We start from the raw sequence: 13342 nt of genomic DNA, 5'->3' as shown, positions 1-13342 counted from the left end.
TCTGACTACGTCGCAGCGTTACCCGGTCTCTGACCGGAATCCATGTACTTTATTACCGGTCGGAGACCGGGTAGCGCTACGGCGTAGTCAGAGACTACGCCGAACCATAAACAAACAGCAACCTACTGTTTTTGCAAAAGCGTTAACCAGGCTTCCTTAACCTTATTCTCTGCCAGTAACTGTTTTGCTTTCTGGTGTAGTAAATCCGGTAAATACTGGCAGCCATACTGAGCTTCGTTAAATAAATCCGTTAGTACGCCCGACACCCGAAACTGATCGATTTCGTCGGCTGTGGGCAGGAGCGCAAAACTGCCAAGTTTACCCAGATCATTTCCTGATAGGATAGCACTGTTGCGAATCGAGGCTGGAATTTGATCCACACCAATACCAATTTTAGGGCGACTGACTTCGAACAACGCGTCGCCCTGGGCGCGACAATACCAGTCGCCACCCATACGGCCAACGAGATCAAGCTGGTGCGGGTCAACAGCGCCCGTAGGATCGAAGATAGTATCGTGAAAATGACCCATCACCACTTCGCAAATGATCAACGTACCAGCCCCCGGCGAATCCACGCCGGGCGCGTCCATGTTGGGGCTGGTAGGTATGATTTGTTTGACAATACACTCAAATGCCGCGGGTGATTCGGCCACTCTCGGCGGACGAACCCGATCGGATGCAATGGCCGTGAACCCTGTTTTCTCAAACTCATTTACGCCCCGTTCAAACTCGGCACTTGCCAGTGACATCTGCTCAACCATGGCATAATTCACTACGTTGATTACTACCTCACCAACTTCTTCCAGATTCAGCAACGTGTGTTTCTTGTGGCCATGCCGGTTGATGGTTGGTGCGAAAACCAGCGTTGGAGGATTATAGCCAAACACATTGAAGAAGCTGAAGGGACTTAGATTGACGTTGCCGACTGCATCGATCGTACTGGCAAACGCAATCGGCCGTGGGCCAATGGTGCCAATCATATAACGATAAAACTCGTTGGGCTGTAAATCGTGTGGATTGATGGTTTTCATGAGCGAATTGTTCCGGTTACAGTGCCCAACTCAATGGTGATAGCATCAGTTCTGGCAAATGCGCGTAATGTAATCGCATCGCCATCTTGTAAAAAGGTTCGGGTAGAGCCGTCGGGCAAGGTGATAGGCTGCGTACCGTTCCAGCTTAACTCCAGCAGAGAACCGTAACTATCAGGATCAGTACCCGAAATAGTGCCGGTCGCCAGTACGTCGCCGATGTTGAGATTGCAGCCGCCAACGGTATGGTGCGCAATCATCTGGGCAAAATTCCAGTACAAATGTTTCGCGTTACTACGGCTAAGGCAAACCTCTTCGCCCGATTGAGGACGTAGTGAAACCTCCAGTTGAATATCGAAATGACCCGGTATAGTGGATTGCAAATAGGGCAGAGGCACTGGTTTCTGAACAGACCCAGCGATGCGAAACGGCTCCAGATCTTCGAAAGGAAGCACCCAGGCCGACATACTCGAGGCAAAATTCTTGCCCAGAAACGGGCCTAGTGGCTGATATTCCCACCGTTGTATGTCGCGTGCCGACCAGTCATTGAATAGCGTCATGCCGAAAATGTAGGACTCGGCTTCATCAACCGGAATGGGTTCGCCAGGTAGATTGCTTTTTCCGATAATCAAACCCAGTTCAAGCTCAAAATCCAATGCTTCAGAGGGGCCGAACGTTAACGAACCTGCCTGCATAAACTGCCCGGTTGGCCGCCGAATGGACGTACCCGATACAACAATTGACGATGCCCGGCCGTGGTAAGCTACGGGCATATGACGATAGTTTGGCAGGAGCGGGTCGCCATCTGGCCGAAACATATGACCTACGTTCTCGGCGTGGTGAATGCCCGCATAAAAATCCGTATAATCGCCAATACGCACGGGCAAGTGCAGTTGAGCCCCCGATTCAGGGATGAAAACCTGGTCATGGACATCGGCGAGCGCTGCGGCATCACTACGTAGCAATTCCGAAAGGCGCTGCCGAACAAGCTGGTGAGCTGGTTTGCCGAGAGCGATGAAATCATTAAGAACAGGCTGGGCAAATACGGTTGTGTCGATGCCAAGTTCATCGAAATAGCCTAACATACGCACACAATCGAGATCAAGGATAAGCTCGTTGTACTTCACCCCAACGCGGGGATTTGCCGAACCATTTCCGGCTGTGCCGTTACTGAAAATACCGTACAGCATACGTGAACAATAAAGGGTTAGGCATTACTGTACTTTGCCTGATTTGGTACCCATCGTAAGTACCTGATCACTGCGAACGGTGGTCCAATGGCCATCCGATAGAACGGCCAGATAGGGTTTGTACTGCGCCGGAGGAAGTTGATCAGCGAATACCCAAACCATATTCGCATCCCAATCCGAATGGCCGGTTATCATGTACAGCATCAGTTTCGTTGGGCTGCAATTGATGGGCCACATGAATGTATGCTGACTCGATTGCAGTAATAAATAGGCTTCCCTGGTATCGAATGCATGAATTAATGGTAGCCGGTTTCCTAGTGAGAGGTAATGAATCTGCCGCGCTCCGTAGACGAAAGCGCTATCTTTTTTTATCAAATTGGGCTCTACCGATGCCGTACGGAGTTTACTTATTTCTGATTCAATAATGGAAGGAGGCAAATGGTAGACTCCCTGATCGACTGCTTTTTGTAGAAGCTCACTGTAGTACTGATCAAAGGTTTGTTCGCCAGGGGGTAAGTTGGTGAGCAGTCGGCTTTCTCGCCAGTTATGTAGATCACTTAACTGGGCTTGCCGTACGTTCATCACTTCGGCAAACGTAAACCGATAGGATAGGCAACAGAACAAGAAGCTCATCGCCAGGGCAATACGACCAACAGCTGTGCGGTAAACCGGTTTTAGCCAGAACAGTAGCAACAAATAAGTCAGCGCGAATGCAACCGTAGCAAACCAGATGAAACGCGAGCTTAACAAGCCCTGATACCAACCCAGGCTCCGGGCAAATGATACACCGAACAACGTAATTAGCGCGTATAGGTAACACGCCATCAGGACGAGTGCGGACGTGTTACGCGACTGGGATGATTTACTGGTAATCCATTGACGAAAGCGATTTGGCAGGAAACTTAACACGCGGGTCCAGCCAGCCTGATAGACTATACTGGTCAGGATAATCAGGCCTGCGAAGGCTAGAAAAACTACCCCGGTCAATCCCAGAATGGCCCTGGATTTGGCAACGAGGGAACCTATCGAGCCCACCAGCATGAAAAGCCCCGCCAAGACACGTACTGGATGAAGCAGGTTGCTCCCCGAATCCGTAGCGCGGGAGTGGTATAAATGATGCACATACAGGAATAGTCCAACACTTACTATCGAAAAAAGTGTCCACAGTACCAGGCGCTTACGCTGGCCAAGAAGTAAGAGCAACAGAAACCCACATACAGGCACGGCCAGGCCATTGCCATTCGAGAACAGCGCCAGAAAAGCAAGCGGCAAGCTAAAGGCAAATGCCCATTTCGATGGACGGCTGATTAGATCAAACGCCCAAAAAGCGAAGAAAAGGGCGGGCAAATGTTGCAGCGCACAGATCGCCCAGGTAAGCGTATTGTCATAATACTGTGGTTGAAAAAGTAACAGCACGACAGGCAAAAATTGCCAGGCTGGCAAACCACCCCGGCGGGCAAGCCGGTAGAGTAGCCAAACGGAGCCAACTAACGTAGCATTCCCGATAAAAAATAATGTTCTGAAGTTCACTTCGCCCTCAATCCATAAGTCAGTGAGAGCGGCTATACGGCCAAAAAGAATGATGTGTTCCCCGTGCGGATGAAATAGTTCGTCCAATAAATGACTCCAAACAAGCTCATGCGACTGCCGATACATGCAATCAACCAGAAATGTGTAATCATCAACAAAAGGAAGATTAACCGTGAACCGGAAAACCATCCAGAGGTGAAGCAAGATCGGTAATAAGAAGAGTATATACCAGCCAAATGACTGATTGACGGACGGTGATGCTAGTGTTTCCCTTGGTTGCGTATAAGCGGAACGCATAGGCAGGCGTTAAACGTGGTGGAAGGAGTTGGCAAGCTGGATAAAGGAGCAAAGATTACTTGCTGATATTACTGTAAATCGAGTCCATGATCCGGACAAAGTGCTGATAATCATCGTCGCTCAAGTCGCCCCATCCTTTGCGTCGCATAGCCGACACGATTGGAAGTACCTCGCCATATTTGGTTTCACCGGCCGCGGTCAGGTAAACCAGAAACTTACGCCGATCGGTATCGGCCATACGCCGTTCGGTCAGACCTTTCTGGCAAAGCAGATCAATAATCCGCGTGACCGTTGGTGCATCTTTCGTAGTCATATCCGAAATGGTGTTCTGGCTGATACCAGGGTTTCGGTAGAGGTGATCAATAACCACCCACTGGTCCACGGTCAGGTCAAAACCCGAGTCGATGAATTGTTTCTGAAGTGCGTTTCGAATTTTTTTGATCGTCGTGTCAATCTTGAAAAAATAAGCACGCGTATCGGATGGATGCGTCATTGGTGAGGGGCACCAGAAAGTTAGTGCCGTAATCAGTTAGGCGTAAATGATTGACAAATTTAGCCATTCTAACTAACTAACAAGCTTTCCAGCGTGGCTTCAATCTGAGATACTGAATGGTATAGCTGTTCGTAAGACTTGATGACGAAGTATTGCTCCTGAAAATGGTCAATAATATAAGGTGTTTTCAGCAACGTTTCCACAGCATAGGGCATTCGTTTTGGTACTGGACTGAACAGACTGTAAGTCGTTTCGCCGACTGACGATAAAATTCCCCCACCGTAAATCCTCAACTGATTACCCTCCTGAATCAGGCCGAACTCAACAGTATACCAGTACAGACGAGAAATCATGGCAATGGCTTCGTCGCACTCAATATGATGTAGCGCGATCCGGCTTAGGGCTTCCAGAAAATCGCAGAATGCCTGATTTGATAGCATTGGTACGTGCCCGAACGTATCATGAAACATATCCGGTTCCGGTAAATAATCCATCTGGTCGCGCCGACGTAGCCAGGTTGTCGCCGGGAAATTTTGGTTGGCCATAAGCTCAAAAAAGGCACGGTTCGGAATTAATCCCTCCACCGCACACACACGCCAACCTGTCAGTTGTTGCAAACGCGGGTTCAAATCCCGCTCAAAATCGGGAATCCGATCAGCCCGGAAACCTGTTGCCGAAATGCCGTCCAGATACTCCTGACTGGCTTTACCGGGTAGCTGGGCCATCTGCCGCTCGAATAGCAACTGCCAAACCGCCTGATCGTCGGGTGTATATTTTGAATAGGTCTGGTTCATAGATTTGTTGATTCTTGTAGAGACGCAACCCCTTGCGTCTCATACGCCGGATGGTATTGCTGACGCACAGGAGACGCAAGGGGTTGCGTCTCTACAATGTCCCCCGCAGAGCCTGCTCGCGTTCGATGGCTTCAAACAAGGCTTTAAAATTCCCCTTCCCAAAGGAGCGGGCACCCTTGCGCTGAATGATCTCAAAAAACAGAGTAGGTCGTGGACAAATTGGTTTTGTGAAAATCTGAAGCAGGTATCCTTCGTCGTCGCGGTCGGCCAGGATACCCAGTTGACGTAACCTATCTATTTCCTCATCGATTTGACCAATCCGTTCGCTCAGGTTTGCGTAGTACGTGTCCGGTACGCTCAGAAATTCGACCCCCCGGCTACGTAGCGTCAATACCGTTTCTATGATGTTGTCTGTCGCCACGGCGATGTGCTGAATGCCTGGCCCACCGTAGAAATCCAGGTATTCCTCAATCTGCGATTTCTTTTTGCCCTCGGCAGGTTCGTTAATGGGGAATTTCACCCGCCCATTACCGTTGGTCATGACTTTGCTCATCAGGGCCGTATAATCGGTCGAGATGTCTTTGTCGTCGAATGAAACGAGTTGCTGAAAACCCATTACATCATGGTAAAACGTCATCCACTGGTTCATTTCATGCCAGCCAACATTCCCCACCATGTGATCGACGTAATTTAATCCCGCCCCAGCAGGCTGATACTCTGGATGCCAGGGCTCATAATCGGGCAGAAAAATGCCCTGATAGTCGTTTCGTTCCACAAATACGTGTACCGTGTCGCCGTAAGTATGAATACCCGACCGCACTACGTAGCCATGATCGTCCTGTTCGCGGGTTGGCTCCAGGTAGACACGCGCCCCCCGGCTTATGGTCTCGTCAAACGCTCGTCTCGCATCATCTACCCACAAGGCTACGACCTTGACCCCATCGCCATGTTTATCGAGATGTTGACCAATGGCTGAATCACCGTGCAGGGGAGAGGTGAGCACGAGCCGGATTTTACCCTGCTGTACTACGTACGATTCGCGGTCACGGAGGCCCGTGGCCAGACCCGCGTGCGCAATCGGCTGGAAGCCAAAGGCCGTCTGGAAATAGTGCGCCGACTGCCGGGCATTTCCTACATACAATTCAAGGTAATCCGTCCCGTTGAGGGGCAGGAAATCTGTAATAGTTGGTTCTAGGGTTGCTACTGCTTCCATTTTGCTTGTTGATGTTGTGTAGAGATGCATATTTGCGTTTCTACATGTCTAACCACGATTTGTAATATGTCCCGTCGTCGAGGGCTACGGCCTGTTCCGTTAGCATCAGCGGCCGAAATGTATCGACCATGACGGCATACTCCTGCGTTTCCTTTTTGCCAATGCTACGTTCCATCGCGCCAGGCGCTGGCCCGTGTGGAATGCCGCCCGGATGGAGTGTAATATGACCCGGTGCAATGTCGTTGCGACTCATGAAATCGCCATCTACGTAATATATGACTTCATCGGAGTCGATATTCGAGTGATTGTAAGGCGCGGGAATGGCCTTCGGGTGATAGTCGTACAGGCGCGGCACGAACGAACACACGACGAAGGCATCGGTCTGAAACGTCTGGTGTACCGGGGGCGGCTGATGTACCCGCCCTGTTATTGGCTCGAAATTGAAAATTGAGAAGCTGTAAGGATAATTGTAACCGTCCCAACCCACAACGTCGAACGGATGCGATGCATAGACGAGTGAGTGCAGTGACCCCTGTTTTTTGATCTTTATCAGAAATTCGCCGGTTTCATCGTGCGTTTCGAGATCACGTGGCCGAACAATGTCGCGTTCACAAAAAGGCGAATGTTCAAGCAATTGACCGAACTGGTTTCGGTAGCGTTTGGGCGTGTAAATCGGGGAATGCGATTCGACATAGAGTAGGCGCGGTTCGTCGTTACGGTTGTCTGAAGCATCAAACTCGATCTGGTAAATTACCCCGCGCGGAATAATCAGGTAGTCCCCATACTGAAACGGAATCGTACCGAACAACGTCCTGAGTTTACCTGAACCCCGATGCACGAACAGCATCTCGTCGGCATCCGCATTTTTGTAGAAATACGTAGTGAGCGATTGACGCGGGGCTGCCAGACCAAAAATCAGGTCATTATTGACAAGCAGCGGTATCCGGCTATCCAGAAAATCATCGGTTGGTTCGACGTTGAAACCAATCAGTTTCCGCGACAGCATATTTTTAGCGACGGCCAGCCTGGGCGTTACATCCACACTCTCCAGCACGTCGCGCACCATCGTTGGGCGATGCATGTGATACAGCAATGACGACATACCCTCGAAGCCAATTGTTCCGAACAACTGCTCGTAATAAAATGGGTTGTCACTACGTCCACCTGGTTGAACGCTGCCGTCAGTTGGTTTTTCAAACTGCGTATGGCGTTTGGGTGGAATCTGGCCGAGTGTGTGGTAAAATGGCATACGCTTGGGTTGGCCGTTCCAGTCGGCGAGGTACGGCTCAACCGACCGGAACCAGTCATTTGTTGATGAAATATAATAATTGCTAAGACAACTATTGTTAAGCTTACAATTATAAGGACAACTATTGGTAATTGTATATTGTTTAGAAAAAATTTGTTTAAACAAGGCTATTTTAGATAAAATGGGTTTACAACGTGGATGTATAGCAGAGACCACCCCTTTTTTCTAATTTTGGCCGGACAACGTTGCCGCACAACGTTTGCCGGGCAATGTTTGCAGCGTGTTATTTGCTGCAACGGGCGGCTAACAACTTTTGACTAACGACTAAAAATGCAACCTACTCTGTTAATTCTGGCCGCTGGTATGGGCAGCCGCTACGGTGGTATCAAACAACTCGACCAGTTTGGACCGAATGGTGAAACCATCATCGATTATTCTTTATTCGACGCGATTCGGGCTGGTTTTGGCAAGGTTGTGTTTATTATTCGGGAAGAACTACGTCAGGACTTTGATGAAGTTTTCGGGAAAAAACTGGCGGGGAAAATTGACGTAGATTACGCCATTCAGGCGCTCAATTCGTTCGTTCCGGCTGAATTGGGTGCGGTAAAACGCCAGAAGCCCTGGGGAACGGGCCACGCTATGCTGTGTGCCAAAAATCACACGCACACGCCTTTCGCTGTTATTAATGCCGATGATTTTTATGGCCTTGAAGCTTTCCAGTTAATTAGCGATTTTCTGACAACTGATACCGACAATCAACTCCACGCCATGGTTGGCTATGAAGTTAAGAACACATTATCAGAAAACGGTTCCGTATCGCGGGGCGTTTGCGAAGTGGCTGAAAATGGAAATCTTGTCTCAGTAATCGAGCGGACAAAAATTTACGAAAAAGAGAATGGACAAAGCAGGATTGTTTTCGAAGAAGGCGAAGAATTAACGACGCTGGCACCCGATACACCCGTTTCAATGAATTTCTGGGGATTCAAGCCAAGCGTATTTCCGCTTGTTCAGAAACAGTTTGAGAGCTATGCCATTGCAAATATAGACTCCCCCAAAGCCGAATTCTACATTCCAACCGTTATGACCAATCTGATTGAAACCGATACGGGTCATTGCAAGGTATTCCGTAGTCGCTCGGCCTGGTTCGGCGTAACGTATCCGGATGATAAACCAAGGGTGCAGGCAGCCCTGAAACAACTGCACGACGAAGGAGCCTATCCCGAAAAGCTTTGGTAGTAAACTGGTTTAAAAGAAAACGTCCCGAATGCTTTAAGCATTCGGGACGTTTTCTTTTAAACCAACCGCCCGGCCTAGCTGGTGCGCTCGGGGAATTTTGAAACGATACGTTCGGCCTCTTTCGTTAACTGAGCCGTAATACGAGCCGGATCAGCCACCGCGTTTTCTACCGCGCCACGCCAGACTAATTTATGCGTGCGGGCATCGACCATGTCGACAACCAGGGTACCTTCTTTATACTTTTCCTGTGTATATTGGGTTCCACCCCAACCCCACCAGCCGGGGCCCCAGCCTCGATAGCCCCAACGACCCCAGCCTAAATAAGGGCCATAAAAAGGGGAAGGTGATGTAGGGTTCGCTACCGTTCGGGTTTTATCTTCTACGAAAAAATGGTAGCCAATCAGCAGGTCCGGATTAGCTTCATTCTGACTCAAGCCTTTTTGCTGTAATACACTACTCATCGTATTTTCGACGCCCTGAGTAGCTAATTGATTGTAAAAGACCGGATTCTGTCCAGCTTTTACATCCGAATCCATCCAGGTAAACGTCTTGTATTTACTGAAATCAACCCGGCTGTTGCTATCAACGGTTACTCTGGGCGAGCATCCGTAGCCTACGGTTAGCAGGCTGAGAATTACCAATAATCGCTTCATAACGTTTGCTTTCTATAGTTTCCTATTGAACTTATAGGTCTACGAAAGGTTTCTCAGACATCCCAAAGGCCCGTTATCACACCGTTTTTGTCGCTCTACTGAAGCGTGGGATGCTTTTTATGCCAATCCGTAGCATCCTGATAGGCTTTAGCTACGGCCAATACTTTTCCTTCCTCGAACAACTGCCCCATGAAGGTAATGCTGGTCGGCAGATTCTGCTTATTGAACCCATTGGGCAACACGACGCATGGATGGCCTGTCAGGTTCGTCACCGTCAGATTACCGCCGGCGTAGGCGGGTGATACGTATACATCGAGTTTGGCGGCTTTGAGTTGAGCGGCCATGTCATTGATCAGTTTAGTGCGGGCGCGGTTCGCCTGAATGTATTCCACTGCTGGCACGAACCGCGACGCGCGAAAGGAATTAGGCCAGGCATTTTTCAGCTGACGTACCAGCTGATCATCGCGACCAGAACGCGTCAGCTCATCGAAGGCGGCCGCTGCTTCAACCCCCAGCAGGAACGAAATTCGATTGGCCGGTACACCCGTTGGCAGATCGAACGGGACTAATTCGGCGCCCAGTTTACGAAGGACTTGCAGCGTTAGCGAGTCATTATCCCGATTTGGGTAGTTGCTTTCAAACCCTTTGCGGACGTAGCCGATCCGCATGCCTTTCAACGATGCCGTCGGAACGTAGCGGAATGGAGCAGCCATAACCGTAGGGTCATGGCCATCGGGACCATAAATGGCGTTGAAAACCAGGGCACAATCTTCAACCGATCGAGTAATGGGGCCAATTTTGTCCATGCTCCAGCTCAGCGCCATGGCACCGTGGCGACTGACACGTCCGAAGGTAGGGCGCAATCCGGTTGTGCCACAAACTGTTGAGGGTGAGACGATTGATCCCATCGTTTCGGTGCCTATGGCGAACGGTAACAACCCCGCCGACACACTCGATGCCGACCCTGCCGACGAACCACTGGAGCCAGTTTCCGGCTTCCAGGGATTTCGGGTCATATCGCCAAACCAGACGTCGCCCATGGCCAGCTCGCCAAGCGTCATTTTGGCGCAGAGTACGGCCCCGGCGGCTTCGAGCTTTTGAATAACGGTAGCGTCTGCGTTTATGGTCTGATCTTTGTAGGGCACTGATCCCCAGGTTGTTTTATAGCCTGTTTTGGCCAGTAAATCCTTCGCGCCATAGGGAATCCCATGCAGCGGTCCCCGATATTTACCCGCTTTTAGCTCAGCATCGGCGCGTTTCGCCTGGCTCAGTGCTAACTCATCAGTCATCGTGATGACACAGTGTAATTTCGGGTTGTACGTTTTGAGTCGGTTCAGGAAAAACTGCGTCAACTCGACCGACGAGATTTGTTTGGTTCGGATTAACTCGCCCAACTGCGCGACCGTGTAAAAGGCTAATTCATCCCGATTTGCTGGTAAGCTAACTTTCCCTAACGGTGACGCTTTGCATACCGACGAACCCGTAGGCATGACAAAACCGTCTGGTACTGGGTTGAAATACAGCGCGGGCGCAATATTATTAGGCAATTCAATGGTGCGAAGAACCTCATAGTCTTTACGGGCATTGTTGAGCTTGTCGAGCATGGAATCGCGCTCGGCGGGGCTGAACTCCAGGCCAAAAACCCGCGAGGCTATGTCCACAATATTGGACGTTATAGGCTTCTGTGGTTCGTCGCTGGTGATAAAGGCACCCAGCAGAAAGCTGCCGATACAGGCAGCCAATAAAATAGATAGTTGTTTCATTGATTGGGCTATTCAGGTCTACTAGCCCAAATTACAGCAATGGTGAAATTAATCAGCCTGTTGCTGTAAAAATTCCTTATGTAACTGGACGATCTTCGGGACCAGTAACTGGCTTTCGTCGTTGTTTAGAACGTAGTCGGCGATACGTAGTCGCTCCTCGTCGCTGATCTGGCGATTGATTATATTCAGAATTTCAACTTCAGAACGGTGCGGATCTCGTTTACGAATACGTTCGATGCGGATGGCAATAGGCGCTTGCACAACAATGACTTTATCGAGTGAATTGCCATCGCCAGCAGCCTTCATCAGCGCGGCCTCTTTGATAACATAGGGCTTACCTAACTGCTGAGTTACCCACGTTTCGGTGTCGCTGAGCACGCGGGGGTGAATAACAGCATTGAGCTGATGCAACAATTCTGAATTAGCAAAAACCTGCGAGGCTACCCAAGCGCGGTTGTAATGGCCTAGCTGGTAAGCATTACGTCCCAATACGCGGATAACGTCCGCTTTCAGAATTGGGTCGTGTTCGGTGAGCCATTTGGCCCGCTCATCAGCCTCATAAATCGGAATACCCATTGCCCGAAATACCTGGCAGACAATACTTTTCCCAGAACCAATGCCACCTGTTACGCCAATCTGGAGGGGATGTTTCATTGATAAAAGAGTGAAAGAGTAAAAGACACTTGCATTAGCAATGCGCTTTTTCACTGCTTCACTTTTGGGTCATTAGGCAGTGGTGATAACAATTCTCCCACTTCAAAGCTGACAATGACGCGGTCGGCACTGGTGCGTAGAAGTGGATGGCGAAAATGATTTAAAATAACCTCATTGTCGTAGTTATCGGCAATACGCTTGCCTGGAATCGTCACCAGGAGCGTATCGCCTAATCCACGTACCAGTTTTTCCGGACCGTCGACCAGAATACTGTCGGGGGTGAGGTTGATAACACTCGACACTACGTAGCGCGGGGCCAGATTGATGTGTAGACTATCGGGCATCAGACGAATCGTTTTTTTTTGACGGCGGTCGAAACGAATGTCGACCGTGTCGGCAACTACGTAGTTGACGTGCAGTTTTTTGACGTGTTCAGCCAGGGCGGCTGTTAGCGAAGTCGTATTAATGACCGTAGCATGAAGCGGATCTTTTACAACATAACTCACTGGATCTACCCGGAAAGGCAGCCAGGCATGACGAAGCAAGCCCCAGCCATCACTCGATACATTAACCTGCACCGTACGTGGCAGGGGAGAGGTGGGAATGAACAGAGAGTCATTATAGACAAACCGTACCGGATACTCGACATTGAGCGTGTAACCCGGTTTGTTAAGCGCGCTCAAAAACCAGAACAGCGTAGCGGCTCCTAAACAAAGCAGAAGCTTGGTTGGCTGAAACGGGCGGTCGTTTTGGGCATGCGTGTTCACAAAGAAAGGCGTACTGAGGATTTAAGGTCAATAGAAAATGATTCAGCCAGGCGGCAGGCTAGTCAAGTTAGGTACTGCGGATCAATCCGAAATTAGTGAACTTGACATGGCCCGGAAGCCTGGCTGAACTAAAAAATGCTTATTTTTTCTCTTCTTCAACGGCCGGTTTGATGGTCGCTTCGCGCGAAATAGACGATTTCTCAAAGGTCATTTTCACACCCCGATCAACTTCGAGCGTAACAGTGGTAGCTTCTACGGATGCAATGCGACCGTGTAGCCCACCAATAGTTACGACGTTGTCCCCTTTTTTGAGGCTGTCGACAAAACCCTTCTGGTCCTTCTGCTTTTTCTGTTGCGGACGAATCATGAAGAAGTAAAAAACGCCGATGATGGCTACCCACAGCAGCACATTATAAATCATTGACGTATTGGAGCCAGCTGCGGCCTGTAACAGGATGGAGTACATAGGTGATCT

The 13342-nt window shown here is 49.7% G+C and carries 13 protein-coding genes; 1 reads left to right on the top strand and 12 read right to left on the bottom strand.

Annotation, left to right across the window (positions count from 1 at the left end; genetic code table 11):
- Positions 1-122: 122 nt before the first annotated feature.
- The 7 genes from ACYVEA_RS03125 to ACYVEA_RS03095 form a co-directional block, all read right to left on the bottom strand.
- The gene (locus ACYVEA_RS03125) at positions 123-1031 is read right to left on the bottom strand and encodes a flavin reductase family protein (protein WP_461111853.1); all 909 of its coding nucleotides are present in this window, start codon (positions 1029-1031) and stop codon (positions 123-125) included.
- Positions 1028-2218, bottom strand: a complete 1191-nt coding sequence (gene fahA / locus ACYVEA_RS03120) for a fumarylacetoacetase (protein WP_461111851.1) — start codon at positions 2216-2218, stop codon at positions 1028-1030. The genes ACYVEA_RS03125 and fahA overlap by 4 nt, the downstream gene beginning before the upstream one ends.
- Before the next feature lie 24 nt (positions 2219-2242).
- Positions 2243-4045: a hypothetical protein gene (locus ACYVEA_RS03115; protein ID WP_461111850.1), complete on the bottom strand. Its 1803-nt coding sequence runs from the start codon at positions 4043-4045 to the stop codon at positions 2243-2245.
- A 55-nt stretch (positions 4046-4100) separates the two neighbouring features.
- Positions 4101-4538: a MarR family winged helix-turn-helix transcriptional regulator gene (locus tag ACYVEA_RS03110; RefSeq protein WP_093826553.1), complete on the bottom strand. Its 438-nt coding sequence runs from the start codon at positions 4536-4538 to the stop codon at positions 4101-4103.
- 68 nt (positions 4539-4606) lie between these two features.
- Complete coding sequence (gene phhA, locus ACYVEA_RS03105; RefSeq protein ID WP_461112940.1) at positions 4607-5344, bottom strand: phenylalanine 4-monooxygenase; 738 nt, start codon at positions 5342-5344, stop codon at positions 4607-4609.
- 79 nt (positions 5345-5423) lie between these two features.
- Positions 5424-6545 carry a 4-hydroxyphenylpyruvate dioxygenase gene (gene hppD, locus ACYVEA_RS03100; RefSeq protein ID WP_461111849.1) on the bottom strand — a complete coding sequence of 374 codons (1122 nt, stop codon included), beginning with the start codon at positions 6543-6545 and terminating at the stop codon, positions 5424-5426.
- A gap of 40 nt (positions 6546-6585) precedes the next feature.
- The gene (locus ACYVEA_RS03095) at positions 6586-7794 is read right to left on the bottom strand and encodes a homogentisate 1,2-dioxygenase (RefSeq protein WP_461111848.1); all 1209 of its coding nucleotides are present in this window, start codon (positions 7792-7794) and stop codon (positions 6586-6588) included.
- 330 nt (positions 7795-8124) lie between these two features.
- Between ACYVEA_RS03095 and ACYVEA_RS03090 the strand changes: the two genes are divergently transcribed.
- Positions 8125-9030 carry a nucleotidyltransferase family protein gene (locus ACYVEA_RS03090; RefSeq protein WP_461111847.1) on the top strand — a complete coding sequence of 302 codons (906 nt, stop codon included), beginning with the start codon at positions 8125-8127 and terminating at the stop codon, positions 9028-9030.
- Between the two features lie 74 nt (positions 9031-9104).
- Here the strand turns inward: ACYVEA_RS03090 and ACYVEA_RS03085 are convergent, their stop codons facing one another.
- From ACYVEA_RS03085 to yajC, 5 genes are all read right to left on the bottom strand, one after another.
- Positions 9105-9683, bottom strand: a complete 579-nt coding sequence (locus tag ACYVEA_RS03085) for a DUF4136 domain-containing protein (protein ID WP_461111846.1) — start codon at positions 9681-9683, stop codon at positions 9105-9107.
- Positions 9684-9778: 95 nt separating this feature from the next.
- Positions 9779-11446, bottom strand: a complete 1668-nt coding sequence (locus tag ACYVEA_RS03080; RefSeq protein WP_461111845.1) for an amidase — start codon at positions 11444-11446, stop codon at positions 9779-9781.
- A gap of 48 nt (positions 11447-11494) precedes the next feature.
- Complete coding sequence (coaE, locus tag ACYVEA_RS03075; RefSeq protein WP_461111844.1) at positions 11495-12100, bottom strand: dephospho-CoA kinase; 606 nt, start codon at positions 12098-12100, stop codon at positions 11495-11497.
- A gap of 50 nt (positions 12101-12150) precedes the next feature.
- The gene (locus tag ACYVEA_RS03070; RefSeq protein ID WP_461111843.1) at positions 12151-12867 is read right to left on the bottom strand and encodes a YbbR-like domain-containing protein; all 717 of its coding nucleotides are present in this window, start codon (positions 12865-12867) and stop codon (positions 12151-12153) included.
- A gap of 139 nt (positions 12868-13006) precedes the next feature.
- A complete protein-coding gene (yajC, locus tag ACYVEA_RS03065; protein ID WP_461111842.1) occupies positions 13007-13333 on the bottom strand; it encodes a preprotein translocase subunit YajC in 327 nt (108 codons plus the stop codon).
- Positions 13334-13342: the final 9 nt, after the last annotated feature.

The sequence above is a fragment of the Spirosoma jeollabukense genome (assembly GCF_054777855.1).
Note: the sequence above shows the minus strand (reverse complement) of the source record. Positions and strands in the feature narration are given on the sequence as shown.

Bases quoted from the DNA above. Each gene is read 5' to 3' on its own strand.
- yajC (WP_461111842.1), bottom strand. From the start codon at position 13,333: ATGTACTCCATCCTGTTACAGGCCGCAGCTGGCTCCAATACGTCAATG.
- coaE (WP_461111844.1), bottom strand. From the start codon at position 12,100: ATGAAACATCCCCTCCAGATTGGCGTAACAGGTGGCATTGGTTCTGGG.
- hppD (WP_461111849.1), bottom strand. From the start codon at position 6,545: ATGGAAGCAGTAGCAACCCTAGAACCAACTATTACAGATTTCCTGCCC.
- fahA (WP_461111851.1), bottom strand. From the start codon at position 2,218: ATGCTGTACGGTATTTTCAGTAACGGCACAGCCGGAAATGGTTCGGCA.
- ACYVEA_RS03125 (WP_461111853.1), bottom strand. From the start codon at position 1,031: ATGAAAACCATCAATCCACACGATTTACAGCCCAACGAGTTTTATCGT.
- ACYVEA_RS03090 (WP_461111847.1), top strand. From the start codon at position 8,125: ATGCAACCTACTCTGTTAATTCTGGCCGCTGGTATGGGCAGCCGCTAC.
- ACYVEA_RS03110 (WP_093826553.1), bottom strand. From the start codon at position 4,538: ATGACGCATCCATCCGATACGCGTGCTTATTTTTTCAAGATTGACACG.
- ACYVEA_RS03115 (WP_461111850.1), bottom strand. From the start codon at position 4,045: ATGCGTTCCGCTTATACGCAACCAAGGGAAACACTAGCATCACCGTCC.
- ACYVEA_RS03080 (WP_461111845.1), bottom strand. From the start codon at position 11,446: ATGAAACAACTATCTATTTTATTGGCTGCCTGTATCGGCAGCTTTCTG.
- ACYVEA_RS03085 (WP_461111846.1), bottom strand. From the start codon at position 9,683: ATGAAGCGATTATTGGTAATTCTCAGCCTGCTAACCGTAGGCTACGGA.
- ACYVEA_RS03095 (WP_461111848.1), bottom strand. From the start codon at position 7,794: ATGCCATTTTACCACACACTCGGCCAGATTCCACCCAAACGCCATACG.